Below are 25,608 nucleotides of genomic sequence, written 5' to 3' on the forward strand. Positions count from 1 at the left end.
AAACAGAGCGTTATCGCCGATGGCGACGAAGAGTCCTGCCCTATGCCAGCGGAAGCTGAGCCAAACAAAAACGGCGCCGCGTTGCGCGGCGCCGTTTGGCATTCATCAGGCACGCTCAGCTATAGGGCGAATAGCACTGCTGGCGTGGGCCATTGTAGGGCTGGAAGGTATTGTCATAAGCGCGATACGACCGATAGCGGTTGTAGCACCACTGGACGTGCGCACTGGAGAGCCGCCCTGCACGATAGTAACGGCGAGGTGGCGGTGCATCGTAGTAGCCATTGTTGAGGGCGGCACCGAGGCCCAGACCCAAGCCCAGCCCGAGGATCGCCGCGCCGCCGTCATCATAATAGCCGCCGCCGCCATAGTATCGGCCATGACCGCGCCAGTGGCGGCGACCGTTCCAGTTTCCGCCGCCGTTCCAATGCCGGCCATTGTTGTGCCGCCACTGCCAGTTTCCGCCGCTGTTGCCAGCGCCATCGCGCACCGGCACGACCTCAGACGACGCCGCAGCCGCCGGAAGGGGTACATTAGGTTGGATGATGGGGCCGGCCATCGATGGTGCGGAAAGGCCGGATATGACACCCAGGGCCAAAAGCCCTGATCTGACAGTCGAAGAAAAGAGCGAAGTCATTGCAACTCTCCAAAAATATACAGGCCCCACGCCTACCCTGGGAAGGGCCATGAAAGTGAACGTTTGGATCTGAACGGAGGATGAACGCAAAGGTTCCATCAACCATGACGGGAAAACCGTCAGGACCAATCGATGCCTGCGGACTGGCCCTGCGCTCTTGTTTTCCCCGTCGCTTGCGGGCAAAGCTCCTCGCCATGTCGCTGCGCCTTGCCACCTTCAATGTCGAGAACCTGATGAACAGGTTCGATTTTTCTGGATATCGCAACCAACTCAACGAAGACCGCACGCTGGCGCTTTTCGATATCCAGAGCGAGGCCGAATACAGGATGCTGGAGCAGGCCCGCGCGATTTCGCAGTCCGACGACACGCGGCAGCTGACGGCGCTGGCGATCGCGGCCACCCGCGCCGACATCATCTGCATGCAGGAGGTTGATAATATCGAGGCGCTGAAGGCCTTCGAATATGGCTATCTGTTCAAGATGGTGGGGCAGGGCTACCGCCAGAAATACACCACGGCCGGCAATGATTCGCGCGGCATCGACGTCGCCGTCATGATGCGCAACGAGACCGCGCAGGGCCAGCCCATCGAGTTCGTGCGCATGACCAGCCATGCCTATGTCACCTACGAGCAGTTCGGCTTGCATACGCCGGAGCTAGAGGCACTCGGCAACCAGGCCAATGAACGTATCTTCCGGCGCGACTGCCTGGAGATCGACGTGACCGTCGGCGGCGCGCCGCTGACGGTCTACCTCGTGCATTTCAAGTCGATGGGATCGCCCCGCAACGGGCTGGACGGGCGCGAGGCGACGATGCCGGTGCGCATCGCCGAGGCGCAGGCCGTGCGGCGCATCATCGAGGACCGCTTTGGTGGGGAGCATGCCGCCGACAAGCGCTGGGCGATCTGCGGCGACATGAACGATTACCGGCAGCGCGTAAAGGTCGCCGGCGATTCCATCGATGGCTACCGTTTCGAGGTGGTCAACGAGGATCAATCCTGCATCAATGTGCTCACTGCCGGCGGGTTTTGCGAAAACGTGGTCGAACGGCGGCCGGAAATGAACCGCTGGACATTCTACCATACGCGCGGCCCCGAAGAGCGGCATCTGTGCCAGCTCGACTACATCCTGCTGTCGAAGGGACTGGCCGCCAGGAATACGACCGCCGTGCCCGACATCATCCGCAACGGCCAGCCATGGCGCACCATCTTCCCGGCGGGCCAGGAGGTGGAACGCTTTCCGCGCGCCGGCTGGGACCGGCCGAAGGCGTCGGACCATTGTCCGGTGGTGATTGGCCTGGACATGGCCTGACAAGCGGACAGAGGATGCCCATGAGCTTCGACCTGCCGCGCAATGTCATTTTCCCCGTCGATGCCATCGATGTCCGGCTCGATCCCTTTCCACATCCGTTCGCGCTCGCCAACGAACAAGCAATCGCCGAAAACTGGCAGCGCGAGATAGCAGCCAATCCGGCGCTGTTCGACGGCACGGTGGTGCTGCTCTCCGAACTTGCCTACCGGGGCAATCGCCTCGTCGGCCGCTGTCACGCGGTCAACTACTCGACGTTCATGCTGTGGCGTAAGCGGCGCGGGAATTCGGGCGCCGAGCATGCCTATGCCCATGCGATGCTGGTTGCCGGCGACAACGCATTGGTGGCGATCCGCATGGCCGCGCATACGGTCAATGCCGGCCGCGTCTATTTCGCCGCCGGCTCGTTCGAGCCGATCGATTTTCGCGACGGGCTTGTCGATGTCGACTTCAATATGATCCGCGAGGTGCGCGAGGAGACCGGCCTGGACCTGACGGATGCCGAACGCGGCAAACGCTGGCACGCGCTGTCGACTTCAAGCGGCACGGTCATCTTCCGCCGCTATCACGACACGGCCTCCGCCGACGAGATCGCAAGCCGCATCAGCGCCTTCGTTGCGACCGAGGAGCAGCCGGAGATCGATGGTCCCGTGATCATCCGCGATGCCGACGACCTGCCGGAGGGGCTGATGGGACATATGAAGCCACTGGTCGAGTGGCACTTCGCGGGTACTAACTAGGCTGTCGCTTGCTACTCGTGCCGCAGCGCGTCGATCGGGTCGAGGCGGGCGCCGCGCAGGGCCGGGAAGAAGCCGAACACCATGCCGATCAGCGCCGAAAAGCCGACGGCGAGCAGGATGACCGCCGGGCTTGGCGCGAAGGGGATAGACAGCATCAGCGAGGCCAGCCCAGCCAGCGACAGGCCGATCAGGATACCGATGATGCCGCCGAGCAGCGACAGCACCGTGGCCTCGACCAGGAACTGGATGAGGATGTGCTTCTCATGCGCGCCGATGGCGAGCCGGATGCCGATCTCGCGCGTGCGTTCGGTCACCGAGACCAGCATGATGTTCATGATGCCTATGCCGCCGACGAGCAGGCTGACGCCGGCGACGGCGCCCAGCATGCCGGTCATGGTGGTGGTGGCGCTGGCCATGGCGTCGGCGATCTGGGTCATGTCACGGATGGCGAAATCGCTCTCGCGGTCGGGCGTGATGTGCCTGGCGTCGCGCAATATGTCCTCGACGCGTGGCTGCAATTCCGTCGTCGGGGTCTGGTCATCGGCGGCGACATAGATGTTGTCGATGTTGCGGTTGCCGGCAACGCGGCGCTGATAGGCCTGCAGCGGCATCAGCACGATGTTGTCCTGGTCCTGGCCAAAGCCGGTATAGCCCTTCGGCTCCAGCAGGCCGATGATCTTGCAGGAGGTGCGGTTGACGCGGATGATCTCGCCTTCCGGGTCGCCTGCGCCGAAGAATTGCTGGCGCACTGTTTCGCCGATCAGGCAGACGCCGGTGCCGGAGCGGGTTTCCGAATCGCTGAACGGGCGACCCGAGACGAGCTTCCAGTCACGGGCATCAAGATAGGCGCTGGTGGTGCCGGTGACGCCGGATGTCAGGCTTTCCGTGCCGAAGATGACGCGGACCTGCTTTTGCGAGGCCGGGGCGATGGCGCGCGCGCCGGTGAGGTGGGTGACAAGGGCCGTCACGTCCTTCTCGGCGAGCGGACGCACCACCTGGTCGAGCCCTCCCGGCCCGCCAGGGCCGGCGGGCCGACCGGAGCGGATCACCAGAAGGTTGCTGCCGAGCTTGGCGATGTCGGCCTTGACCTTTTCCGTGGTGCCGGAGCCGATGGTCAGCATGGCAATGACGGCGGCGACGCCGATGACGATGCCAAGCAGCGTCAGGAATGAGCGCAGCACGTTGCGGCGGACCGAGCGTAGCGAAAGGCGGACGGTTTCCCAGATCATGATTGGGCCATCTCCGCGTTCCTTGTGTCGGAGGCGACGTGGCCGTCGAGGAAGCGGATCGTGCGTCCGGCGTAGTCAGCCACATCGGGTTCATGTGTGACCATGGCGATGGTCAGGCCAAGCTCCTGGTTCAGCCGCGTCAGCAGTTCCATGATCTCATGCGTGCGGGCTGTGTCGAGGTTGCCGGTCGGCTCGTCGGCGACCAGAAGGGTCGGGCGGGTTACGATGGCGCGCGCGATCGCCACGCGCTGCTGCTGGCCGCCGGAAAGTTCGGCCGGCGTGTGGTGCTCGCGGCCGACAAGGCCCACCTCCGCCAGTGCTTCCATGGCGAGCGCTCGGCGCTCGCCGGCGGAAACGCCGCGGTAGATCAGCGGCAGTTCGACATTTTCCGCCGCCGTGGTGCGCGGCAGGAGGTTGTAGCCCTGGAAGACGAAGCCGATGTAGAGGTTGCGCAGCATGGCACGGCGGTTGCGGTCGAGCCGGCCTGCATCCAGTCCCATGAAGCTGTAGGTTCCGGCCGTCGGCGTGTCGAGGCAGCCGATGATGTTCATCGCCGTCGACTTGCCCGAACCGGAGGGGCCCATGATGGCGACGAACTCGCTGCGCCGGATGGCAAGGTCGACGCCGGCCAGCGCATGGACGCGGGCCTCGCCCTGGCCATAGCTCTTCCAGACCCTGTCGAAGGTGATGAGCACCGGATCAGCCACGGTGTCAGCTTCTCGGCTGGGATGCGGTGATGATCTGCGCGCCCTCGTCGAGACCCGAAGTGATCTCGGTCAATTCGCCATCCGTGGAACCGATCTTGACGCTGACCGGGCGGGGGTTGCCATTGTCCAATACGTAGAGCGTTCGCGACCCATCGGTTGGCGCCTTGGACTGGGGTTGGCGGTTGCCACCGGGCCGTCTCATGCCGCCGGTGAACAGGTCGCTGAAGTTCCAGCCGCGTGCCGCCTGCTGCGTCGGCCTGTAGCGGAACGCCGAGGCCGGCACGGTGAGCACGCCCTTGGCCTGCTTCGTCACGACGGAAACGGTGGCTGTCATGCCGGGCCGCAGCAAAAGCTCGCCATTGTCGACGTCGAACCGCGCGTCATAGGTGACGACGCCGTCGGTGGTGACCGATGCATAGGAGATGTCGCGGATTTCCGCGTTGAATGGCCGTTCCGGGAAGGCATCGACGGTGAAGCGCGCGTGCTGGCCGCGCTTGACCGCGCCGATATCGGCTTCGTCGACGGCGGCCTTGAGCTCCATGTTCCTTAGATCGGCGGCGATGATGAACAAAACCGGCGCCTGCAGCGACGAGGCGACCGTCTGGCCAGGATCGACCGAGCGCGTGAGCACAATGCCGTCGATGGGCGCATAGATGGTGCTCTTGGCGAAATCGGTCTGCTGCGCCTTCAGGTCCGCCCTGGCGATGGCGAGGCTGGCTTCGGCACTGTCGAGCGCCGCCTTGGCGCGGTCACGCGTGGCGGTCGCCGCTTCAAGCGACTGGTTGGTCGCCATGCCGCGTCTTGTGAGTTCGGTGGCGCGCACAAGTGCCGCCTCGTTCTCCTTCAAAGTGACGGTGGCGTCCTCGAGATTGGCGGCGGCCGCCTTGGCGGAGGCCTCGGCGCGTTCGATCTGGACCTCAAGCTTGGACGTATCGAGCGCCGCCAGCACGTCGCCCTTCCTGACCTGCTGGTTCTCCTTGGCCGCGACCGAGCGGATCACGCCGGAGAGTTCGCTGGAAATGTCGACCTGGGTGAGGGGCTGCAGCGTTCCGGTGGCGGATACCTCGACCGTCAAGTCGGCGAGCGAGGCGGAAATCGTGGTGTAATCGATCTTGGCGGGAGATGCCGCATACCACTGGTAGCTGGCGACGCCCGCGATCATGACGGCAAGCGCGAGCACGGCGTAAAGCCAGCCACGCCTCCGCTTCCGGCTCAGACCTTTGCGGTCGAGCCCTAGTGCGGTCTCTATGGCGGAATCCGATTCCGCCTTTGGCGGATTGACAATCTGGTCCACGCCGGACCCCTATAATATGTGTTGTGTCCCTATGCCCTGACACATCAGGCCTCGGGACCGTAATTTCAAATTAAATTTCACCCATGTTGGGATTCACGCAGAGGACATCGCAGATGCAACCGCGCAATTACTTGCTCTATGACGTCTTTACGCGCGATCGGCTGGCCGGCAATCCGCTGGCCGTCGTGCTGGATTGCGAGGGATTGGACACGGCCGCGATGCAAGCCATCGCGCGCGAGTTCAATCTGTCCGAATCGGTTTTCGTGCTACCGCCGGAAAATCCCAAGCATCGTGCCCGCATCCGCATTTTCACGCCCGACTATGAGATGCCGTTCGCCGGTCATCCGACGGTGGGGGCGGCGATCGCGCTCGCTGAGATGAGTGAGGACGACGGTGCGGCGGGCATCTTCGTGCTGGAGGAGAATATCGGCCCGGTGCGCTGCGCCGTCAGCCGCGGCGACGGTGCGACCTTCGCCGAGTTCGACCTGGCGAAACTGCCCGAACAGCTGGAATTATCCGCCGACCCGGTGCGAATCGGCGCGGCCCTCGGGCTGGCGCCGCACGAGATCGGCTTCGAGAATCACCAGGTATCGTTCTGGTCGGCCGGTGTGCCCTATGTGACCATCCCTGTTGCCGACCTGGGAGTTGCCGGGCGCATCCGGCTGGACAATCAGGCGTGGTCGGAACTGGCCCCACGCAAGAGCGAATGGGCCTTCGCCAGCCCTTACATTTACTGCCGCAAGACGGTGAATCACGAAAGCGCCTTCCACGTCCGCATGATCGTTCCGGGCACTCCCTCTTATGAAGACCCGGCGACCGGTTCGGCCGCGGCCGCCTTTGCCGGCGCGATCATGCATTTCGACGGTCCGACGGACGGTGTGTCGCAGTTCTGGATCGAACAGGGGCTGGAGATGGGCAGGCCGTCGCGAATCCGCCTCGAATTGAACGTGGAAGCCGGAAAACTGGCCTCCGCGCGCATCGGCGGCAATGCCGTGCAGGTGGCTGAAGGCAGGCTTTTCGTCTGATCGCGATGGGCTAAAAGCGATTTGTCGGGAAATGACTCCGGCAGGGCTGGACATGACGGATGGTGGCGGCTATATGCCCGCCAACGCCGGTTTTTGCCGGCCGAGTGGGTGCGTAGCTCAGTTGGTAGAGCAGCTGACTCTTAATCAGCGGGTCACAGGTTCAATCCCTGTCGCACCCACCAAAGTTCCTCAATAAAATCAGAGACTTAGGTGGCGACCCAAACCGCCGAGGCCCTGCGGCAACCTGCCGCAGGTCGCATACTGGTCGATGGGTATGTAGGATTATGTCCTATGAGATCATCAAGGCCACGGGGATCAAACCCATAGCGATGATGCTCGTGCAGGAGCAGACGATCAGGATGACTGTCTCCAAGGCGCCGAGGGTCGGCCGGTTGCCCGCGTAGGCAGCGGTGGCGGTCGCCGCAGCCCAAAGGACGAGGACGCCGAGCAGGGTCACGCCTTGATCTTCCCTACTTCCGCTTCGAACACGGCCCAATCGGGATAGCGGATAGTCCCGTTGAACAGGCGATAGTATCGCGGTCCGATACCTTTGGACCGCATGTTGGCGAGCGACTGCGGCTTGAAGCCCCAGCGCTTCGCCAGGTCGTTCTGCGACAGCAGAACATCGTCCAGGGCAGGCTTCGTGGTGATGACCAGACTGTTGGCCATAGGGCTGAACTCCTCAATAACGTGGTACGATTAGTATAATGCGGTATGAATTATGTTTCAATAGGATCGTCGGGAAAAGGCGTGTCGGTGGTGATGTCGTCGAAGTCACCGGTTGCCCCGGCCGCCGAGACGGTAGGGCCGTCAACTTCGATCAGCTCGGCCTGCAACAGGTCTTGTAGCGCCCGCCGGAATGCCGTCTGCCGGGTCTTTATATCCTCGGCGGCCGACATCTTGGACACGTCCTTGCAGCAGGCGTCGCGCCACTTCCGGCGATCGACGCCGACACTGCCGAGGTCGTGCAGGATGGCCAGCGCGCCCTGCGCGGCCAGTGATAGCTTCGTCCGGGGGCGAGCCTCGCCCGCCTGGGCCTCTTTGGCGTAGGCCGCCGTGATCTTGTCGCCGTCCTCGTCGACACCAAGCTCACTGATGCCGATGCGGAAGGCCGGCGTCCAGTCCAGAGAGCCATTGCGGTTCTTGCCCAGCTTGCCGCCGATCACGTCGCTGCTCTCGGTGCGGGTCAGATGCATCTGGACTTGCTTCGGTAAAGTGGAGAGCGGGTTGCTCATTCGGCGGCGTTTCGCTCGAACTGCATCGGGCTGATGTAGTCGAGCGCGGAATGCCGCCGGATGGGATTGTAGAAGCCGTCGATATATCGGGCAATGGCGGCTTGGGCATCGGCGCGGGTAAGGAAAGAGGTGCGCCAGATCAGTTCAGTTTTCAGCGTCTTGAAGAATGTTTCGACCATGGCGTTATCAAAGCAATTGCCCTTGCCTGACATTGAGATGATGACGCCGGCGGCACGCAATTCGGCTTGGTAGTCGATAGAACAATATTGGCTGCCGCGGTCGGAGTGGTGAATGAGGCCGGGTTCCGGCTGCCGCATGACGAACGCCTTGTTGAGCGCTGCCAGAGCCAGGCTGCGGTGTAGCCGGTTGCCAGCAGCCCAGCCAACGACCTTGCGGGCAAACAGATCGATGACGACAGCAAGGTACAACCAGCCCTCCCGCGTCCAGATGTAGGAGATGTCGGCACCCCATTTCTGGTTGGGACCAGTGGCGGCAAAATCCTGGTCGATGACATTGGGGGCAACCGGAAAGGCGTGTTCGCTGTCCGTCGTGCGCTTGAACCGCCGCTTCTGTCTTGCCTGGAGGCCATTCTCCCGCATCAGACGCGCCGTTCGTCGCCGGCCAATGGCAAAGCCATTGTCTTGCAGTTCCCGCGTCATGCGCGGGCTACCATAGGTTCCGTTCGACAGCGCGAACGACGATCGCACATGCGCCAGCATTATCATGTCGTCGCGCTGCCGGCGGCACGCCGGCCGGCGCCCCCAGGCAAAGTAGCCGCTCGGGCTGACACCCAGCGTCGCGCACAAACGGTCCACAGGGAAATCCTTCTTCGCCCGGTCGATGAGCGCGAACCTCACCGACTTCCCTCCTTGACGAAAAAAGCCGTCGCCCGTTTCAAGATATCCCGCTCCTGCCGAAGGATTTCATTCTCCCGCCGCAGCCGTTTCAATTCAGCGGCGACATCAGCATCAGGCGGACGCCCAGGATCGCCCATCTCACGATCCAGCTGCCGACCCATCCATCGCGTCAGCGTCGAGAAACCAACACCAAGATCCTCCGCGATCTGCCGCTTCGTCCGACCGCTCGTTCGCACAAGGCCAACCGCCTCCGCCTTGAACGCATCCGTAAACTGTCTCTGTTTCGTCATCGAGGTCGCCTTTCATCAGAAGGAAACTCTCCACTTTTTCGGGGCAAGTCCAATCCGCATGTCGAGCGCACCATCAAAGACGCTGTGCCCGCGTGCGCTGTCGCCGCCTGCCTTAGTGTCGTGGTGGATGAACGCGACGGCGGCGCCATGCTTGGTCAGCGCGCGGCCGACAGCGACGACGCGGCCCATGCCCTCGGCACTGTTCTCGTCGATGCCGGGGAAGGCGATGGCCACCGTGTCTATGACGATCAGGATTGGCCGGCGGGCCTCGGCTGCGGCCAGGAGCGTCTTAAGATCGGGGCTATTCTTGACGGCCAGGTTCGACACACCACAGACAAGCTCGAACCCTGGCGCTTCGCCGAAGCACTGTTGCAGCGCCTCGATACGCTCCGTCATGCCGGTCGGGTCTTCGGCGGCCACATAGAACACACCGCCCTTGCGGGTGCGGCGGCCGAAGGCGGGCTCGCCCTGTGCCACCTTGCGGGCGATGTAGGGGGCGATCAGGCTCTTGCCGACGCCCGGCTTGCCGATGATGGCTGCTATATCGCCGATCGACAGCACGCCCTTGATGACATACTGCCTCCGCTTGCCCTTGCCCGACTTGATTTCACTGTCAGTTAGGAAGACGATCTTGGCGCGCGACTTCTCTTCGGGCTCGTCGTCATCAACTAGCACGAGGTCGCCGAACTCGGCCTCAATAGACTTCGCCCCTGGGCTGTTCTCGGCGTAGGCATAGGCGTGCTCGATCACCTCGGCCAACTCGTCGCGATCCCACGGCGGCGAGCAGCGCTCGTTCCAATCGGAATAAAGATCCATGCAGTCGAGCGCCAGGTCGGCGCTGATGCCACGGTCCCGCAGCTCACAGGCGATTACATAGGTGTTGGAGTTACCCCCCTGGCCTTGGATGGATGCGTCCGCCGTCGAGAGATACACGAGGGCGTTGGCTTGCGCGGCGGGCGTATCAATCTCGACAGCGGATTGAAGCTCGACGCGCTCAGCCTGGACGTAGGCTTGGGCTATCGCGTCGATCAGCCATTGCGGCGCCTCAAGAATTGGCGAATTGTTTACAACGCGGTATGTACCCTTGGCTGTCGTGCTGCCGGGCGCCACGACGAGCCCGCCTCTTGAACGAATGTCGACCGCCGGGGCGAGCTTGCCAACGCTGTCTCTGACAGGCGCACCACGGAAATAATAGTGCCGTGATCCTGTCGGGCTCTCGACGGTGAAGGTACTGTCGAGTTGCCGCATGTGCTCGGCGCACGCCGCTGCGCTGCCAGCCAACTCGCGGATAAGCTCGCGCAGGTTCGCATCGCCGTCGCGGCCTTCCTTCTGATCGGTGTCGATGACAACGAGCCCTGATGCCCCGGTGGCGACGCCTATGTTGCGCTCGCCCTTGCCCCACCACGACTTGTGCTGCTCGGCATCCATAGTTGCCGCCTCCTGCCACCCTTTGATGGCAGGAAGCTTCTCGCCTTCACGGAGCGGGAACAGGTACAGACGATGCTGCTCGGCCAGCCGTCTCGCGACGGCCAGCCTCGGTGAAGTCCCCACGGATGATCACTCCATGCCGAGTGCGAACATGTAGAGGTGCAGCAGCGCCTCCTCCTCGTCGCGTTCCGCCTTGTCTTTCTTCCTCAATTTGAGGATCGCCGAAAGGGTCTTGCCGTCATAGCCGGAGCCCTTCGCCTCGGCCTTCACTTCCTTGATGTCGTCGGCGATCACACCCTTCTCCTCCTCAAGGCGCTCGATGCGCTCGATGTAGGAACGCAGCGCGTCGCCGTTGACGCCGGAGTTGTCGCCGGGCTTGGGTGCGGTGTCCTTGGTCTTGCTGGACGGTTCGATGTTCGGCGGCTCGGGCTGCGGCTCGGCCTTCTGTTTCAGCTTGGCCTGCTTGTCGGCCTTGGTTTCCTTGGCCTTGGGCGCCGGCTTCGGCGGCTCGGGCTGCGGCTCCTCTACCACCGGTTCATCGTCGTCGGGCAGGCCGAGGTCGTCGTCTTCATCTTCGTCGAGGGACGGGAAGTCGAAATCGTCATCGTCCTCCAGGTCGTCGATAATCTTGTTGGGGTCTTTGCCGGCTTTGAGGAAGGCCGGGATATCATCATCGTCGAGAATATCTGACATGGAATTGCTCCTATGGTTTGAAAATCATATCACATTTCACTTACGGTAGCGAACACCTTCCCAGCCGGCGGCGTTCATCGGAAGGCCCCTGGCCCAGGTGGGAAGCTCTGACATGATGGCGCACATTTCATCGAGCGAGCCCTCGCCATCGGGCCGCTCGGAGACGCCTTCATCATGGACGTGCATGACCAGCGGATAGCCGCGATCCTCCAGGCGGAACATCGCTTCGGCCAACAGATCGCGGGCGGTGGCCTGCACGGCGTTCTCGGTCAGCTCGCCGCCGTAGGTTGCGACGCGCGCCCACTTGCCGCCGTTGGCCGGGTCTTTGACGATCTTCGCGCGCTTGCTCTCGTCAATCCGCGAGAAGAACGTCATCACCTGCTTGAGCGCCTGCTTGCCGGTGCGGGCATCCTTCCAGGGCATCGGCCGCCACAACAGCTTGGGGAACGCATAGGCGAGGCAGCGGCCAGACGGCAGTTGCATGAACAGGAACGAGCCGGCCTTGCGGAAACGGATACGCTGGCCGGCGTGGGTGATGTGGCCAGGGTTAGCAATTGCCTCGATCGCTGCGTCTTCGATGTCGCGCCAGAACTGGACGGTCATCGGGTGCTTGCCGCGCCACGGCATCTTGACCAGCTCGGCCGCGACCCAGGCGGCTCGGCTCATGTCGCCGCGCTGTCGGCCACGCGCACGCCAGGACCGTAGGGCATCTTTCTTACGGTCCCAGGTCGACACGGCCCACACTGGCGGCAGCATGGCCTCGACATCGACGCCCAGGCTGTCGGCCATGGTGGCAAACGCACCAGCACCGCCTTGGAAGCCAAGCGCCAGTTCCGAAACTTTGCCCGCTTGCCGACGCGGGTCTTCCTTGTCGGTGATCTCCTCGTTGAAGATGCCGGACGCGGCGACCAGGTATGGGTCGCGGCCGATCCCGCTATCGATCGAGGCGAACATGTCGAGCTTCCAATCCTCGCCGGCCAGCCACGGCAGGACGCGGCCCTCGACGTTGGAGAAGTCGGCAGTGATGAAGCGGCGGCCCGGCTTGGCGGCGATCATCGATCGCATACAGGACGCCAGCGGCGTAGTCGCACTCCCGTATATTAGGTCAATAGCCGCGAATGCGTATGGCTGCTCCTGCTTCAAGATGTCGAGGCACCACTCGATGTCGACATTCTTGTCAGGTCGTACCATATTTTGTGTCTGGATGCGCCTGCCACCCCAACGGCCTGTGTTTGCCGAGTGGAATTGGTGTAGCCCGCGCGCCCGGCCGTCTTCGGAAGTGCAGCGCAACATGGCTACAAGCTTCCTCGTCGAGGTCTTGCCGACATGCCCGCGTATCTCCAAGGCGCGGCGCGCGTCATCGGGCAGATCGGGTAGCGTCAACAGCTCGCGCACGTCCGCCTTGGCCAACGAGTGGCAGGGTAGCCCCTTCACGTCGCGCAGCCAGGCGACGAACTTCTGCACGCTGGTCGCGGTCGGCGCGGTGCCTCCGGTGATCCGGCGAAGCTCGGCGTTGAGGACACGAGCCTCCTCCTCGATTACACCGAGGGCGGAACGCGCGCTGTCGATGTCGATCGGCACGCCGCGCTGGTTGATTGCGAAGTCCAGCTCCCAAAGCTTCTGCTCTGACGCCTTGAGCGCCGGCAGCCGCGCCTCCAGGGCGCGTTCAACGATCACGTCCTGGTCGCAGTAGGCGTCGAGGATGGCGAACATTTCGGAATAGTCGGCACGCTCATACCAGACCGGGCGCTTGTCCTCGGTCCAGCCGCGCGGCCTGCACAGCTTGAGCATGACGCGGCGGCCAGCGTCGTCCTTGTCGACGGGCAGGCCGATGGCCTTGGCTACATTGGCCAGGGCGCCGGGCAGGGCGTGGGCGTAGGCGATAGCCATCGTGTCGACGCACTGGTCGGCGCGCAGCGGCGGGAAGCCGTAGCGCTTGACGGCGATGTGCTTCCAGATGACCAGCTCGAAATAGACGTTGTGACCTACGAACTTGGCCCCCATGTCCAGTTCGAGGAACAGCTCCTCCGGCAGCGGTTGGCCGGGGCGCCAACGGCGCACCGGCCCGTCGCCGAGGGCATAGGATAGCGTCATGATGTCCGTCGACGGATGCTCGGCGTACACATCAGCGCCGGCCGACTTGATGTCGACCGTGCTGCGTGTTTCCCAATCGCCGTGTATATGAAGGGTCAACGGACAATCCTGAATGTGGCCCGAATCTTGTTGACTTCCCCGGCAAGCAGCCGCTCAAGGCGCTGTTGAACCAGCGCGTAGCCGTAAGACGGATGAGCGGCACGCTCGTCGCGGGCCTTGGCGAGATCGGAGCAGAGGACAGGGATGAAGAGTGCCGGTGGCATGATGGCCACCGGCTTGAGCGGGCTACCCGCCATAGTAGGCAGGCTCTTGGGAGCGATAGAGCCGCCGGAGGATGCCGAACTCATCGGAGGAGACGTGCATGTATCGTCCGAAGGCTTCGTGGGCGGCCTCGACGCCACGGACGGTGTGCCGATCGGCGATGTCTTCAACGCCGTCGAGATCAATGCCCCCAACGAGGCGAAGGCATTCGCGATAAACGCAAGCACGGAGCATCTCCCTTACTCCTCATCGCCGAAGATGCTGTCGGCGCTCTCCTCGGAGGAGAGATCGAGCCCTTCGAACTCCTCGTTCGGATTGGCCGGAGCGCCGCCCATGCGTTCGCCACCACCCAGCAACAGCGCGGCCTGGAGGCCGAAGCCGATACCGGGCGCGAACTTGTCGCCTTTCTTCGGCTTGAAGGCGTAGACGCGGATCGTGACGATGGCACGGACGCCGGGGAACGCTTCGTCCTCCTCGGTCACTGGCTGGTTTTCGCGGTCGACGACCGGTGGCCGCTTGAGTGACGAGCAGTTGAGGAAGAACGCGCCGTCCTCATAGCCCTCGTAGTCTTTCTCGCCCTGGTCCCGAAGGCCAACGCGGAGGGACTTCCGCGTCTTGCCGGGGAACTCTGCCTTGATGACGGCATCGATTTCCTTCTCCAGCACAGACAGATCGGCGCCTGCGGGGAACAGGATGGCCGACGAATACTTAGGCTTGCCGGACGGGTTGCCATCATCGTCGGTGCCCTGCTTGGGGGTAAACAACTCGGGGAAGGACAACCGGACTTCACAAGTCCTGATGTTGCTGTTCTCCAGCTTTTTCATTTGGTACTTCGTAGCCATGCGGGTTTCCTTTGTTACCATGGTATGAAAATCATATCAGTCCAGGCATAGGTCAGAAAAATCGTCTATCGCGCGGCTGACCTCGGGCCGCTTGTCGCTCACGGACACTAATGTTGTGCCCGACGAGATTGATGGCGCCAGCGCGGAGAGCTTGGCGGCGAAGTCTTTCTTGCCGACCAACTTCTCGATCTGTGCGGGCGATTTGAGTTTGGGCGTTGTCTGGACGGTATCCATATTGACGCCCATGCTCTCGATCGTTTCGAAAGCGTCTGCCTCGTCGGTCCAGTTGCGGCGCCCGACTTTCTGGACGAGCTTGTAGCCGGGGAACTTCACGCCTGCATCCGACTGCGAATAGGCGTATTGCCTGACGTTCTTGGCCCAGGCTTCGAACATGTCGAGGCCGTCCAGGAGGCGGGTGATTTGCTGCGGCGTCAGGCGCTCCGGCTCTGGTAGCTGCACGGCGTCGAGGTCGTCGAAGTCCGCTTGCGCCACGGCCAGGGCCGTCTTGGTGTTCTGCGGGCAAGCGCCGGCAGCCGGGCACCACTTGCACCATTCACCGGCAACGAGCGGCGCCTGTGGATCATGCGTAGCGGCCACGGCGGCGTCGATCGTGAAGCTCCAGTCGAGCAGCTCCAGCGGCCCGATGGTCACGCCGCGCACAGGGCCAAGGGTGTGAGGCATCCTGGGTTGGATGATGAAGATGTCGAGCGCGGCGATGTCCTCGCCCATGTATTCGCGGACGGTCCCTTCGCCATAGCAGACTAGCTGCGGATTGGGATCGCCGAACTCGTCGGTCACTTCGACCAGCACGCCGGCACCGTATTTCAGATCGAACACCTTGACGCGCCGCAAGCGCGGCTGCCAGATCACCGCGTCGGCGGTGCCGAACTCCTCGTCGCCGGAGAAGTTGACGCGCTGCTCGACGCGCAGCACGTCGCCTGACCCGGCGACGTAGTGCTCCCGCACGGTGTCAAGGAATAGCTGCACGCCGTCGACCATCTCGGGGTCGACTTCGAACCGGCCGTCGATAAGTGGCGTTCCTGGCAAGAGGTATTGCTGAAAGTCTTCCTTGCCGCGAATGTCGATCACCCAGCCGGCATAGAGATCGGTGGATTGGCCGCCGCGCAAGCAGCGCTCGGCCAACATGTGAGCGGCGGTGCCCTCGTCGGCGAAGATGCTCGACTTGTTCTCCAGCCCTTCCGACATGCGGATCGAGCCGGGGCAGTTCATCCAGCGGTGCGCCGACGAGGGCGAGCGCTTGGCGTGGGCGCGAGTTGTGTGAGCGGTCATGCCGATCACCACGGCAGGATAGCGGCGCGGAAGGACAGGTAGGCGGCGAAGCCGAAACCGGCCCCCACACCCACCGCAAACACGCCTGCAACGATAAGAAAGGTCAGCATTGGTAGCCTCCAAAAAATTGGGGCGACGCGCGCGTGGGCGCCGCCCCTAGTTGGCCCGAAGATCAGCCCTTGGTCAGGGCAGTGAGGAACTTGCTGTAGTCCTCGGGTTTCAACTCATCGAACTTGGCGGCGCCGAACTGTTTCAGGACGGCGAGCGCTTCCTTCGGCCCGGTGTCGCCCTGCTTCTGGATGAAGGCGCGCAGTTCCTTGGCCACGAGGGCCTTGTCGACCGTCTCAGCCTCAACGGCCTCGACGTTGGCGTCGGCCTTGGATGGATCGACCTTGGCCTTCTCCTCGACGGGCTTCTCGGCCTTGGCGGCCTTTACCGGCTTGGCGATCTGCTTCTCCGGCTCGGGGGAGGCGGCGTGGACGACATCGGCCTTCGGCTTCACGCCGACGCCGGAAACGACGCCGAACACGGTGGCGAATGCCGCGAAGTCCTCGGGCGTCTCTAGCTCAAAGTTGATGCTGGCTCTCATGGGGTTTTGCCTCCTGGGCGGTTTCACGGGGAAAGATCGTCGGGGTCCAGGACCGGCTTTTGTTCCTGGGGCTTCTGCGACACCTTTTGCGTCGAGGGCTTCGTGGTTTTCTTCAAAGTGGTTTGGCCGTTGGCCATGGGGGCTTTCCTTTTTGCTCAGTTAGAAAAAAGCCTCATGATTAGAATAGTGTATCATACGGCGCGGTACAAGTCCTCAATTTCGCGGGTTCGTCTTTCGCAGATGCGGGTCACGGCGTCGTCGATTGAGTTGGAAAGGCCAACGAACCGGACTTCCTTGAGCCGATCGGGCTCGCGGACGTTTATGATGCGGCTCATGGCCTGCGCGTTATCCGTGGGCACCCAGCTCGGTTCAAAGATATAGATCAGATCGGCGGCGGACAGATCGATGCCCATGCCGGCCGAGGCCAGGTTCCCGACGAACACGCGGCAGCTATGGTTGGCCGCGAAGGAATGCAGCATGTTGTCGCGGCGCTCGGGGCTGGTGCCCCCAAAGAGCAGGCAGGCGCGGTAGCCGCGAAGGTAGTTGCGCACGGCCCGCAGCGGGTCGCGGTGGATGCCGAAGATGGCGATCTTGCACCCCGGATCGGCCTCTAGGTCGTCCTTGACCATTTCGACCACGCCGGCAACCTTGGCCAATCCGATGAGGCGGCGGGTAGTCGACACGCTCTTGGCCTCGATGTTGGACAGATCGCCGGCCTTGAGGCCCTCGACGAGCTGGGCCGCGAACTTGGGCTCCTGGATGGCCAGGAGGCGCAGGATCGGGTGATTGACGCTGACCTCGCGCGGTTCGATCGTCACGGTGTTGATGTCGACCTTGATGTCGGAAATGTCGCTGCGCAGGCGCCGAAGCGTCACGGGCGCGATCAGCTTTCCCAGGGCGGCCAGGTTCTTCGATCCGGTGATCTTGTACTCGTAGCCGTCATGGTAGCCGAAGCAGAACTTGTTGGTGAAATCGGATCGAGACAGCTTCCACAATCCGGCCATGCGGCAGAACGGGAATAGGTCGGAGGCGTCGCGGCGTTGCGGCGTGCCGGACACAAACCAGCAGCGCGTGGCCAGTCCGGCCAGGGCCTCGTTGCCGGTGCATTTGCTGCCCAGGATGAGCTTTGTGCGCTTGGCCTCGCGGTTGGTGAGATCGTGCGCCTCGTCGAGGATCACGACATCGTAGCCGTAAACCATGCCTCGGGCGTAGAGCGCGGCGAACACGTCAGCTTTGACAGCCAGATCGCGCGAAACGATCACCAGGCGCGTATTATCGTCAATTTTGTCGGCATCCTTGGCCGTGTAGATCGTGACAGCGTTCTCGGCAAAGCCCCGGTCGGGGCAGAAGTTGCGGAACTCGGAAAGCCAATGGCCGCGCACGATCGCCGGGCAAATGACCAGAACGCGTTTAAACGCTGCCCGCGCGCAAGCGACGACGCATTGTGGCGTCTTGCCAACGCGCATCTGGTCGGCGAGGTAGAGGACCGGCGGGCCATTGGCCAGCCAGTCCGCACCTACTTCCTGGTAGGGGTCGAGAACTTTCAGTACCAAAGCGGCGTCTCCTCACCCTCACCCCGGAGCGCCACTTTCTTCGCCGTGATGGCAGACACCTCCATGTGTTCCATCATGAAGGTGTCGTGGGTCTTGCGAATTGCGTTTAGGATGTTCATGCGAACCCCGCAGGGGCCATCTTGCCCAGGTCATCGGTCATGCCGTTGTCGACGTAGGTGATCTCGATATCGTCGTCGACGGGCAGATCGCAGTCATAGAAGATGCGCAGCGACAGCGCCGTGGCCAGGGCGTGCTCCGCTCTGGCGCCCAGGCTGGTTTCCCAACCCTCCAGCATCCAGATGGCGTCTGCCTCCTCGGCGATGAACTTCATATCGGTGGCCAGGGCTTCGCGCAGGTTGAAACCCTTCTGCACGGCGACATCTTGATTGCCGTCACCCTTGCCAAAATCCTCGCCGTGAACCTTCCGATCGCGATCCGCCGGATTGAATACGGTATGGCCGAGGCGCCGAAGGAACTGGCTTGCCTTGTCGAACGCGGGGAAATTGAAATCGGGCTTTCCGCGCATCGGTCCCGCTATGTAGATGCGCATTATTTGCCCTCCCTTTCGTCCTCGATCTCGGTTTGCAGCAGGGCCAGGGCACGCCACGCGACCTTGGCCGAGTGCCTGCCGCCGTCCGTGTCAAGCGTGCCGCGATCCGTCAGATGGCGGACGAGGCAATCGGCGTGATCCGTCGACTTGCCCTTGGCCCAATGAAGCGGCTGACCGGGATTGTGCTGGTCGTTGCCGATCCGGCTGACTTCCGCGACGGCGGCGAGCGCATCGGGGAAGTAGTCGAGAACGCCAGTGCAAACCGGCAAAGCCTTGCGTGCCTTGGCGTCGGTTGGCAAATGTGTACCATGATCTGATTTATGGATCGCTGTGGGCATAGCCTCGCGAGCCGCAAGCAGATCATCGAAGAACTGAATTTGTCGATCCGCCTCGGCCAGGGTGGTCAAGTCGCTTGCGTGGCTCGGTCGGACATACTCATCGTCGTGGTGCGGGCGGCCATCATCGGCCGTGCGGTGCAGATCGTGGGGCTCGGTGTGATCGGTCGCCTCGACGTGCGTCCGAGCAGCGGCATCGGCGAGCAGCACCTCGGACAGCTCGCAGGGGCCATAGCCCTTGTCGACGGGATCGAGGCGCCCATGCTCGGAAAGCAGGGCGGCGAGAACGCGGTTGGCTGGTTTATGCGTCATTTGCCAGTCTCCTCAGTGGGTTTCAGCGTATCGGGCGATGAGAGCTGCCTCGGCTCGCCCGTCATGTTTCTTCAACGGCCAGCGATGGGCGGCCCCCGGTATGAGTTGCGATGCCCGTTGCCGAGCCTGGTCCTTGTCGGCGGACACGCTAAGCGCTTTCTTCCAGACTTGTGGCCGCACGGTTCGAAAGGGGATAGACGCGGCGGCCAGGGCCGTTTCCGTTATTCCGAAACTGCGACCAAAGCTGAAAGCGCCGACATGCCCATCTCGCGGCATAGAGCGGACTTCCTCCAGCATGGCCGATATCCCAGGCAGCTTGGCGGCTACCAGCCGAAGAAACCGGATGAGCTTGGGGCCGTCAACGACGCGGCGGCTCTTTGCTCCTTCGGCTTCCAGGGTTGGCATATCGGCCATCCAGATGCAGCGGCCCTTGCCATCTAGGACAGCAAGGGCGCCATTGACGCCAGGATCGATCCCAAGCGTGTAGTCCGTCATATGCTTATCGGGTATGTGAGGTTGATGGACAGTCTACCGAGGATGAGGCGCCAGACGCCAAGCCACGGAATGTTGATGATATGAAAATCGAACAGTGGTTCTTTTTTGTTGTAGCGCGTTCCGATGGAATATTCACCCCACCGCATCTTCGCGGGATTTCTCATTTACGTTGCCTCGTTGTGTCACTGTTTGAGTGTCAATACGCCGAGCGCCCCCAAAAATTCCAGCGCGACGGAAACACTATTGGAACAGAAATCGTATCACGGTTCAAGAACTTTTTCGTTAACACCTGTGGAAAAAGTGTGGCGGGCCAGGCGGAAGTTGTGTTAGGTAGTGAGATAAGCGTATATGTGAGTATGAAATCGTATCACTAGGAAGGGCAAGCGCATGACCATAGATATCAAGTGGTTCCAGAACCGCATTCGTGATCTCGGCACCAGCCAGCGGCGCATGTCGACCGCGATCGCCACCAATCCGAACACCATTTCCATGATCCTCAATGGAAAGCGGAAGGTGACGCACGAGGAAATTCCGACACTGGCCCAGCTTATGGACACGACGACTGAGGAAATCCTCATGCGGCTCGGCGTCGATGTGCCGGTCGGCACCAAGGCCAACACGGTAGGGTGCATAGGCACAGTCGACGAGACGGGCCGCGTCACGATCGGCATAAGCGGCAGGACGGCGGAAGCGCCAACTGGATCTGGCGCGTCTACAAAAGCCGTTGTGTTCCAAGGCTTGGGCGGGGATCATCCGCAGCACGGATGGAATTATTATTTCGACGAAACGGCCAAGGATAAGCCAGTTGACGCCGACAGCCTCAATGCGCTGTGCCTCGTCGAGATCGGCGACAAGGAAGGTTATCACCTCGGCGTCGTGCGGCGCGGCCTGGAGCGCGGCAAGTTCGACCTGGCAAACGCATTCACGGGCGAGCGCATCATCGGCGGCGTCGTTATCCGCAACGCCAGCCGCATCACCTGGATCAAGGCTTGACGCCGCGCCGTAACGCCGCGTCACCCTTCGCCGATGCCGCAATACAAGCAACGCCGCAACTCCCAAAAGTCCGCGCTCTCTGGGCGCGTTGCCCTAAAGTGGACTCCTGTCGTCACCAAAGCGCCAGACACTTTTCAGTGATTAAAGATTATCAAACATTAGAGCCGCTTATGCAGGATTAGCAGGCGACAAAAGCGACAAATACCTTAAATGGAGGCAGCCTCCGTTTATCACCCCAAAAGGGTAAAGCGACACGGCGACAAAAGCGACAAATCCGTTTTGGCCAACGATAACGGCCTGAAATATAACGGTAAATTTGAAAAGCGACAAAAGCGACAAAAGAGACAAACTGCCACTGGCCTTGTCCGTGCGAAAAGCGACAAAAGCTACACCCCCTTAAGGGGGTAGCTGTCGCTGTCGCCAGCCGCGTTGGTTGAGAATGTCGTTGTTGGATTGCCGGGGTAGTGGAGGGGATAAAAAAGCCGGCCGGGTTTGAAGCCCTGACCGGCTGAAAGGCTCATCGGTGGGTTGGATCACCTTTGGCCTTTTCGCCACCGTCAGCCATGCGATGCGTCGGCGCAATGGCGAAGCGGCGAAACTGAATTAGAATTTGAAACGCGACAGCCTTGATCCATTCGCGTTTGATAGGCCCGTCGAACCGTTGGAAATCGTTGACGCGCATTCCGCTGTTGTCGGCATCACCCTTCGGATCGGCGCCAGCCTCGTCAATGTGCAGGCGGGAGCGCTCCTCGTCGGGCAGTTCGATTTGAAGGATCACGCCTTCATCGTTGGCCTCTGTCGCCAATCGTTCGGCAAACAGCGACGCAATGGCCGCCCTTGGCGAGACATAAACGGAGCGATTGCGTTCCTCGTCGGACCATTTGCGCGCCTCTTTCCAATTGGCGTCATTACCCGGCTTTGCTTGCGGCAATAGACCTTGCTCGCCGATCGCGGGCAGATATGCGGCGCGCGTTCCGTGGTACATGGTGATTGTCATGATCTGATTTTCCTTCCAACCCGAGCACAAGCGCTCAATCATGCCGCCGCGACGGGCGGCATAACAGAACGTTTTTAGGCGGCGTTGGCATAGGCGGGCGCGGTATTGATCAATTCGACTTCGCCGCTGGCGAACCTGACATAAACGGCCAATTGCTTGGCATCGTGGCCGGCTTGCGTTGCGATTTCCCGCAATGTCGCATCGTTAAAATCAGTGGGCGTATAGGCTGAAACTAGTTCTGTTACCGGTTCCTGATAGAGCTTGCCGTTGTCCAACCAATAGCCTTCGGCATCGCGAACCGTGCAGCCGCCAAAAGCGTCAATCATGCGCGTCAATGTTGCTTTGCGAACGTTGGATAGATCGTGGCCGTGATTGTCGGCCTTCGGAATGATCATGAGAGCTTCACGCATAGTATGTTCCTTTCAATAGCCATAGACTTGTTGAAACCAGTAATCGCGGGATGCGCGGGCAGTGATTTGTTCGCGGTGCCAGCGAATTAGGATTTTGACGATACGCATGATATTTTCCTTTCATGGTTAGATTTTCATATCGGGCTGGACAAAGCTTTGCCGTGTCCAGCCCCGCCAGTTTCACGAGCATTCTACGCAAATAACACCAATCAACGCGGTTGCGTGCACTTCTAATTCAGGCGCAACGTAGTGGATGACTATTACAGTCAACGAAAGAATGGCCAAGCAATGCGACTTGTTATCGAGAAAGAATTTGTGAGCCTTACGCATTTTGCAATTCCCTTTTCGGTTTGTTGCTTGTCCGGTCCGTTTTTCAAACCGTGATATTAATTTCTTATACTCTTCGATAATCGTCAATACCTTGGTTAGTTTTTTTCATCGTGGTACGATTGTGATATAATTAAGCCCATGACATCGCTCATCAATTTTTCAGCTTATACGGCCGTTCTCGATCGCATTTCGGAAGGCACAACGATCACGGAAGCTTGCGCGGAGTTCGATATCGATCCGCGCGCCTTTCTCCGGGATCGAAAGGGAAACCCTGATTTGCAACTGGCATTTTCGATTGCGGAGGAAGTTGGCGCGGAGGCTCAAGCCGATACGCTTTTCAACATACATTTGAGAGTGCGCGACCCACTAATGGCCCGCGTCGTTTCGGAAAATCGCCGCTGGCTTCTGAGCAAGCGTGTTGCCACAACATATGGTGATAAGCTCACGGTCGAGACACAACATAATGCGGATTTGACCTCGATCTTGAAAGAGGCAATATCGCGCATCCCTCGACCATCAAGCGACCAGCAAATAACCATCGACGCAAAAAACGTAACAATATCAGACATCTTCGACGACTAGCGCCGCTGACTGTGGATCATCAGCGCCAGGGAAAGAATGCTTATGTCCGAGGAGGGGGATGCCGGCGCGCCGTACCCCGAACTTTCGATCGGACCCCAAAAGCTTGCATACCCCACACCTAATAGCGCGGCCCTCGCGCGTGAGGAGTTTCCAATTGGCCAAGCATGTAAAGCGCATCAAGTACACGACCGCCGCCGGGGAACAGCGCGTTTACGTGTATGTGACCGAGCGGCGCAAAACTGCCTCGCAGCGGCGGGCGGCCGGCCCGAACAAGGCCCGGCGCGCGAAACGGGTCCAGGCGAACCTCTCAAAAATCAAGCTCGCGCGCGGCTGTGTCGATTGCGGTTTCAGCGCCTGCCCCGCCGCTTTGCATTTCCACCACCTCGGCAACAAGAGCTTCGCGTTGAGCAGGGCCAAGACCTTCCAAGCCTCTGAGGTCGAGGTTGAGAAGTGCATCGTCCTTTGCGCCAACTGTCACGCTATCCGGCACGCCGAGGAGCGGGAGGCGGCGGCTGCTTCGCGGCTTCTCGTCGATATAGAAAACATACTGTGATATGAAAATCGTTGCAGTCGGCCAGCCGACGCGCTAAACTGGTCGCAATTCCAGTCCCAGCACAGCCCAGGAGGCAACCAGCCGTGGCCAATCAATTCATCCTCATATTCGCCCTCGTCGTCTTCGCGGCGGTCATCGTCGCCATCATCTACGAGTTCTATCTCAACCACGACGCCATCGCGCGCTACGAGAGCCTGCTCGCCGGCTACGAGGATGAGTTCGATATCCACATGGCGGCCCTGGCCATCAAGGTAGAGCCCGTCATCCGTGCAGCCCAGCCGATCGCGGTCGCCGTCGAGCAGAACGCTGGCAGCGTGGCCGATGCAGCCGTGGCCGCCGTATCCGATCATCTCGCACCGGTATCCGCCGTCAGCGGTCAGGCTTTCCCGCCGGCAACCGTCCAGGCCGATGTTGCAGGCGCCCAGCCGGCTCCCGCACCGGTCCAGTGACACCGCTTGAGTTTGATAGACAACTGGCCCAGGAGATCGGCGGGTTCTACGCCGACCCCCTGGGCTTCGTCATGTTCGCCTTCCCGTGGGGTAAAAAGGGGACGGCGCTTGAGAATTTCCCCGATGGTCCAGATGTCTGGACGCGGCGCATGTTTCAGGCGCTCGCCGACCACATCACCAAGAACCTCGACCTCAAAGACCTTGGCCAAGAGCTTGAGGTCTGGCAGTCCGCCATCGCGTCCGGCCACGGCATCGGCAAGTCCGCCACCGTCTCATGGGTGATCATCTGGCTGATGTCGACCCGCGTCGACTGTCGCGGCTTCGTCACGGCCAACACTGGCGACCAGTTGTCGGGCAAGACCTGGCCGGAGCTGGCCAAGTGGCACTCGATGTCCATCAACAAGCATTGGTTCACCTGGACGGCCACCACGTTCTACTACGCCAAGTATCCCGAGGATCGCCGCAAGAACTACATGTTCGAAGCCGTCACCTGGTCTACCGAAAGGTCGGAAGGCTTCGCCGGAGCCCACAACGCAGGCTCGTCCATCATCATGATCGAGGACGAGGCATCCGCCATTCCCGACACGATCTCCGAAGTTATCTCCGGCGCATTGACGGACGGGGAGGGGTTCTGGTTCAAGTTCGGCAACCCGACGCGCAACGAAGGCCGGTTCTTCCGCTGCTTCCACCAGGACCGCGCACTCTGGTATACGGCCAACGTCGACAGCCGATCCGTCCGCATCACCAACAAGAAATACCTGGATCGCATGGTCAGCCAATACGGCGAGGACAGCGACTATGTGCGCGTCCGCGTCCGGGGCATGTTCCCGCGATCCGGCGCTATGCAGTTCATCCCCGAGGGCCTGGTCGACGCGAGCTTCGCCCGGCCGGCCGTGCCGAAGGATGAAGGGGCGCCGCTCCTCATGGGCATCGACGTTGCGGTTGGCGGCGGCGACAAGTGTGTCATGCGCTTCCGCCAGGGCATGGATGGCCGCTCGATCCCGCCTATCAAGCTGGCCGTTGATCGCGATCGGGGCCAGGACAGCATCACTGTTGCGACGAAAGCCGCCGAGCTGATCGACCGGTTCGAGCCGGATGCCGTATTCATCGACGAGATCGGCGTTGGCTTCGGCGTCGCCGACATCATGAAAGGCATGGGCTACAAGCTCATCCGCGTCAACTCCGGCCCGGCTGACGATCCCGTCCGGTTCCGCGACAAGAAAGCCGAGATGTGGGCGACGATGAAGACCTGGCTGGTCGAGGGCGGCACGCTGCTTGAAGACCTGGAGCTGCGCCAGGACTTGTGCGGCCCGATGTATGACCACACGTTGAAGCAGCAGCTTTTCATCGAAAGCAAAAAGGACATGAAGCGTCGCGGCCTGGCCTCACCGGATGACGCCGACGCCTTGGCCCTGACGTTCGCCCGCAAGATATCCCGCCGGGATCGGGCGCGTCGACGCAAGTCCACAGTGAGAACCGGCTTTGACTACGATGTATTCTCTGTGATATGATAAGCGGATCACGATTGGATAAAGCT

30 protein-coding genes and 1 tRNA gene are annotated in these 25,608 nt (G+C 61.5%); 10 read left to right on the forward strand and 21 right to left on the reverse strand.

The window, feature by feature from the left end:
- Nucleotides 1-115: 115 nt before the first annotated feature.
- The gene (locus LGH82_RS33030; RefSeq protein WP_227346705.1) at nt 116-634 is read right to left on the reverse strand and encodes a BA14K family protein; all 519 of its coding nucleotides are present in this window, start codon (nt 632-634) and stop codon (nt 116-118) included.
- A 194-nt stretch (nt 635-828) separates the two neighbouring features.
- Here LGH82_RS33030 and LGH82_RS33035 point away from each other — a divergent pair, with 194 nt between their 5' ends.
- The gene (locus tag LGH82_RS33035; protein ID WP_227346706.1) at nt 829-1,941 is read left to right on the forward strand and encodes an endonuclease/exonuclease/phosphatase family protein; all 1,113 of its coding nucleotides are present in this window, start codon (nt 829-831) and stop codon (nt 1,939-1,941) included.
- 20 nt (nt 1,942-1,961) lie between these two features.
- Nucleotides 1,962-2,678 carry a hypothetical protein gene (locus tag LGH82_RS33040; protein WP_227346707.1) on the forward strand — a complete coding sequence of 239 codons (717 nt, stop codon included), beginning with the start codon at nt 1,962-1,964 and terminating at the stop codon, nt 2,676-2,678.
- A gap of 11 nt (nt 2,679-2,689) precedes the next feature.
- Here the strand turns inward: LGH82_RS33040 and LGH82_RS33045 are convergent, their stop codons facing one another.
- From LGH82_RS33045 to LGH82_RS33055, 3 genes are read right to left on the reverse strand one after another with little or no spacing between them, the layout of a single operon-like run.
- Nucleotides 2,690-3,907, reverse strand: a complete 1,218-nt coding sequence (locus tag LGH82_RS33045) for an ABC transporter permease (protein ID WP_227346708.1) — start codon at nt 3,905-3,907, stop codon at nt 2,690-2,692.
- Nucleotides 3,904-4,614, reverse strand: a complete 711-nt coding sequence (locus tag LGH82_RS33050) for an ABC transporter ATP-binding protein (protein WP_227346709.1) — start codon at nt 4,612-4,614, stop codon at nt 3,904-3,906. The genes LGH82_RS33045 and LGH82_RS33050 overlap by 4 nt, the downstream gene beginning before the upstream one ends.
- Before the next feature lie 4 nt (nt 4,615-4,618).
- A complete protein-coding gene (locus LGH82_RS33055; RefSeq protein WP_227346710.1) occupies nt 4,619-5,908 on the reverse strand; it encodes an efflux RND transporter periplasmic adaptor subunit in 1,290 nt (429 codons plus the stop codon).
- Nucleotides 5,909-6,021: 113 nt separating this feature from the next.
- On the opposite strand from LGH82_RS33055, the gene LGH82_RS33060 reads away from it, so the two are divergent.
- On the forward strand, nt 6,022-6,933 hold the full coding sequence (locus tag LGH82_RS33060) for a PhzF family phenazine biosynthesis protein (protein ID WP_227346711.1): 912 nt from the start codon (nt 6,022-6,024) through the stop codon (nt 6,931-6,933).
- A gap of 106 nt (nt 6,934-7,039) precedes the next feature.
- Nucleotides 7,040-7,115 (forward strand) — tRNA-Lys (locus tag LGH82_RS33065).
- 107 nt (nt 7,116-7,222) lie between these two features.
- Here LGH82_RS33065 and LGH82_RS33070 read toward each other — a convergent pair.
- The 15 genes from LGH82_RS33070 to LGH82_RS33135 all read right to left on the reverse strand — a co-directional run bounded on the left by LGH82_RS33070 (nt 7,223) and on the right by LGH82_RS33135 (nt 19,022).
- On the reverse strand, nt 7,223-7,390 hold the full coding sequence (locus LGH82_RS33070) for a hypothetical protein (RefSeq protein ID WP_227346712.1): 168 nt from the start codon (nt 7,388-7,390) through the stop codon (nt 7,223-7,225).
- Nucleotides 7,387-7,602, reverse strand: a complete 216-nt coding sequence (locus LGH82_RS33075; protein WP_227346713.1) for a hypothetical protein — start codon at nt 7,600-7,602, stop codon at nt 7,387-7,389. Before LGH82_RS33075 ends, LGH82_RS33070 begins: the two co-directional genes overlap by 4 nt.
- A 50-nt stretch (nt 7,603-7,652) precedes the next feature.
- Nucleotides 7,653-8,168 carry a hypothetical protein gene (locus LGH82_RS33080; protein ID WP_227346714.1) on the reverse strand — a complete coding sequence of 172 codons (516 nt, stop codon included), beginning with the start codon at nt 8,166-8,168 and terminating at the stop codon, nt 7,653-7,655.
- Nucleotides 8,165-9,315, reverse strand: a protein-coding gene (locus LGH82_RS33085; protein ID WP_413771412.1) for an IS3 family transposase whose coding sequence is annotated in 2 segments (ribosomal slippage) — nt 8,165-9,051 and nt 9,051-9,315 — 1,152 coding nt in all. Because the reading frame shifts where the segments join, the coding sequence is not laid out codon by codon here. Before LGH82_RS33085 ends, LGH82_RS33080 begins: the two co-directional genes overlap by 4 nt.
- Before the next feature lie 15 nt (nt 9,316-9,330).
- The gene (locus tag LGH82_RS33090; protein WP_227346716.1) at nt 9,331-10,866 is read right to left on the reverse strand and encodes a bifunctional DNA primase/polymerase; all 1,536 of its coding nucleotides are present in this window, start codon (nt 10,864-10,866) and stop codon (nt 9,331-9,333) included.
- Nucleotides 10,867-10,872: 6 nt separating this feature from the next.
- Nucleotides 10,873-11,157 (reverse strand): DUF2312 domain-containing protein, encoded by a 285-nt coding sequence (locus tag LGH82_RS33095; RefSeq protein ID WP_227349747.1) that lies wholly within the window; start codon nt 11,155-11,157, stop codon nt 10,873-10,875.
- 315 nt (nt 11,158-11,472) lie between these two features.
- Nucleotides 11,473-13,629, reverse strand: coding sequence for a hypothetical protein (locus tag LGH82_RS33100; protein ID WP_227346717.1), 2,157 nt, complete (start codon nt 13,627-13,629; stop codon nt 11,473-11,475).
- Nucleotides 13,626-14,018 carry a hypothetical protein gene (locus LGH82_RS33105; RefSeq protein WP_227346718.1) on the reverse strand — a complete coding sequence of 131 codons (393 nt, stop codon included), beginning with the start codon at nt 14,016-14,018 and terminating at the stop codon, nt 13,626-13,628. The genes LGH82_RS33100 and LGH82_RS33105 overlap by 4 nt, the downstream gene beginning before the upstream one ends.
- A gap of 12 nt (nt 14,019-14,030) precedes the next feature.
- Nucleotides 14,031-14,633: an ssDNA-binding protein gene (locus LGH82_RS33110; protein WP_227346719.1), complete on the reverse strand. Its 603-nt coding sequence runs from the start codon at nt 14,631-14,633 to the stop codon at nt 14,031-14,033.
- A gap of 36 nt (nt 14,634-14,669) precedes the next feature.
- Nucleotides 14,670-15,923, reverse strand: a complete 1,254-nt coding sequence (locus LGH82_RS33115; protein ID WP_227346720.1) for a DUF2800 domain-containing protein — start codon at nt 15,921-15,923, stop codon at nt 14,670-14,672.
- Between the two features lie 172 nt (nt 15,924-16,095).
- Complete coding sequence (locus LGH82_RS33120; protein ID WP_227346721.1) at nt 16,096-16,512, reverse strand: hypothetical protein; 417 nt, start codon at nt 16,510-16,512, stop codon at nt 16,096-16,098.
- Between the two features lie 191 nt (nt 16,513-16,703).
- Nucleotides 16,704-18,065 (reverse strand): DEAD/DEAH box helicase, encoded by a 1,362-nt coding sequence (locus LGH82_RS33125; RefSeq protein WP_227346722.1) that lies wholly within the window; start codon nt 18,063-18,065, stop codon nt 16,704-16,706.
- Nucleotides 18,056-18,184, reverse strand: a complete 129-nt coding sequence (locus tag LGH82_RS33435) for a hypothetical protein (RefSeq protein WP_264484351.1) — start codon at nt 18,182-18,184, stop codon at nt 18,056-18,058. Before LGH82_RS33435 ends, LGH82_RS33125 begins: the two co-directional genes overlap by 10 nt.
- Nucleotides 18,181-18,615 carry a DUF4406 domain-containing protein gene (locus LGH82_RS33130; RefSeq protein ID WP_227346723.1) on the reverse strand — a complete coding sequence of 145 codons (435 nt, stop codon included), beginning with the start codon at nt 18,613-18,615 and terminating at the stop codon, nt 18,181-18,183. Before LGH82_RS33130 ends, LGH82_RS33435 begins: the two co-directional genes overlap by 4 nt.
- Nucleotides 18,615-19,022: a dATP/dGTP diphosphohydrolase domain-containing protein gene (locus tag LGH82_RS33135; RefSeq protein WP_227346724.1), complete on the reverse strand. Its 408-nt coding sequence runs from the start codon at nt 19,020-19,022 to the stop codon at nt 18,615-18,617. The genes LGH82_RS33130 and LGH82_RS33135 overlap by 1 nt, the downstream gene beginning before the upstream one ends.
- Between LGH82_RS33135 and LGH82_RS33140 the strand changes: the two genes are divergently transcribed.
- Together LGH82_RS33140 and LGH82_RS33145 are read left to right on the forward strand one after the other, a co-directional pair.
- Nucleotides 18,993-19,703 carry a hypothetical protein gene (locus LGH82_RS33140; RefSeq protein WP_227346725.1) on the forward strand — a complete coding sequence of 237 codons (711 nt, stop codon included), beginning with the start codon at nt 18,993-18,995 and terminating at the stop codon, nt 19,701-19,703. The two genes, LGH82_RS33135 and LGH82_RS33140, sit on opposite strands and share 30 nt — an antisense overlap.
- A 441-nt stretch (nt 19,704-20,144) precedes the next feature.
- A complete protein-coding gene (locus tag LGH82_RS33145; protein WP_227346726.1) occupies nt 20,145-20,750 on the forward strand; it encodes a helix-turn-helix domain-containing protein in 606 nt (201 codons plus the stop codon).
- A 517-nt stretch (nt 20,751-21,267) separates the two neighbouring features.
- On the opposite strand, the gene LGH82_RS33150 is transcribed toward LGH82_RS33145, so the two are convergent.
- Nucleotides 21,268-21,789 carry a hypothetical protein gene (locus LGH82_RS33150; RefSeq protein ID WP_227346727.1) on the reverse strand — a complete coding sequence of 174 codons (522 nt, stop codon included), beginning with the start codon at nt 21,787-21,789 and terminating at the stop codon, nt 21,268-21,270.
- 32 nt (nt 21,790-21,821) lie between these two features.
- Nucleotides 21,822-22,157 carry a hypothetical protein gene (locus LGH82_RS33155; RefSeq protein ID WP_227346728.1) on the reverse strand — a complete coding sequence of 112 codons (336 nt, stop codon included), beginning with the start codon at nt 22,155-22,157 and terminating at the stop codon, nt 21,822-21,824.
- 468 nt (nt 22,158-22,625) lie between these two features.
- Between LGH82_RS33155 and LGH82_RS33160 the strand changes: the two genes are divergently transcribed.
- From LGH82_RS33160 to LGH82_RS33175, 4 genes are all read left to right on the forward strand, one after another.
- Nucleotides 22,626-23,069 (forward strand): hypothetical protein, encoded by a 444-nt coding sequence (locus LGH82_RS33160; protein ID WP_227346729.1) that lies wholly within the window; start codon nt 22,626-22,628, stop codon nt 23,067-23,069.
- Between the two features lie 154 nt (nt 23,070-23,223).
- A complete protein-coding gene (locus tag LGH82_RS33165; protein WP_227346730.1) occupies nt 23,224-23,622 on the forward strand; it encodes a hypothetical protein in 399 nt (132 codons plus the stop codon).
- An 83-nt stretch (nt 23,623-23,705) separates the two neighbouring features.
- On the forward strand, nt 23,706-24,071 hold the full coding sequence (locus tag LGH82_RS33170; protein WP_227346731.1) for a hypothetical protein: 366 nt from the start codon (nt 23,706-23,708) through the stop codon (nt 24,069-24,071).
- Nucleotides 24,068-25,582 carry a terminase gene (locus LGH82_RS33175; RefSeq protein ID WP_227346732.1) on the forward strand — a complete coding sequence of 505 codons (1,515 nt, stop codon included), beginning with the start codon at nt 24,068-24,070 and terminating at the stop codon, nt 25,580-25,582. The genes LGH82_RS33170 and LGH82_RS33175 overlap by 4 nt, the downstream gene beginning before the upstream one ends.
- Nucleotides 25,583-25,608 lie beyond the last annotated feature (26 nt).

It is taken from the genome of Mesorhizobium sp. PAMC28654 (assembly GCF_020616515.1).
GTDB lineage: Bacteria > Pseudomonadota > Alphaproteobacteria > Rhizobiales > Rhizobiaceae > Mesorhizobium.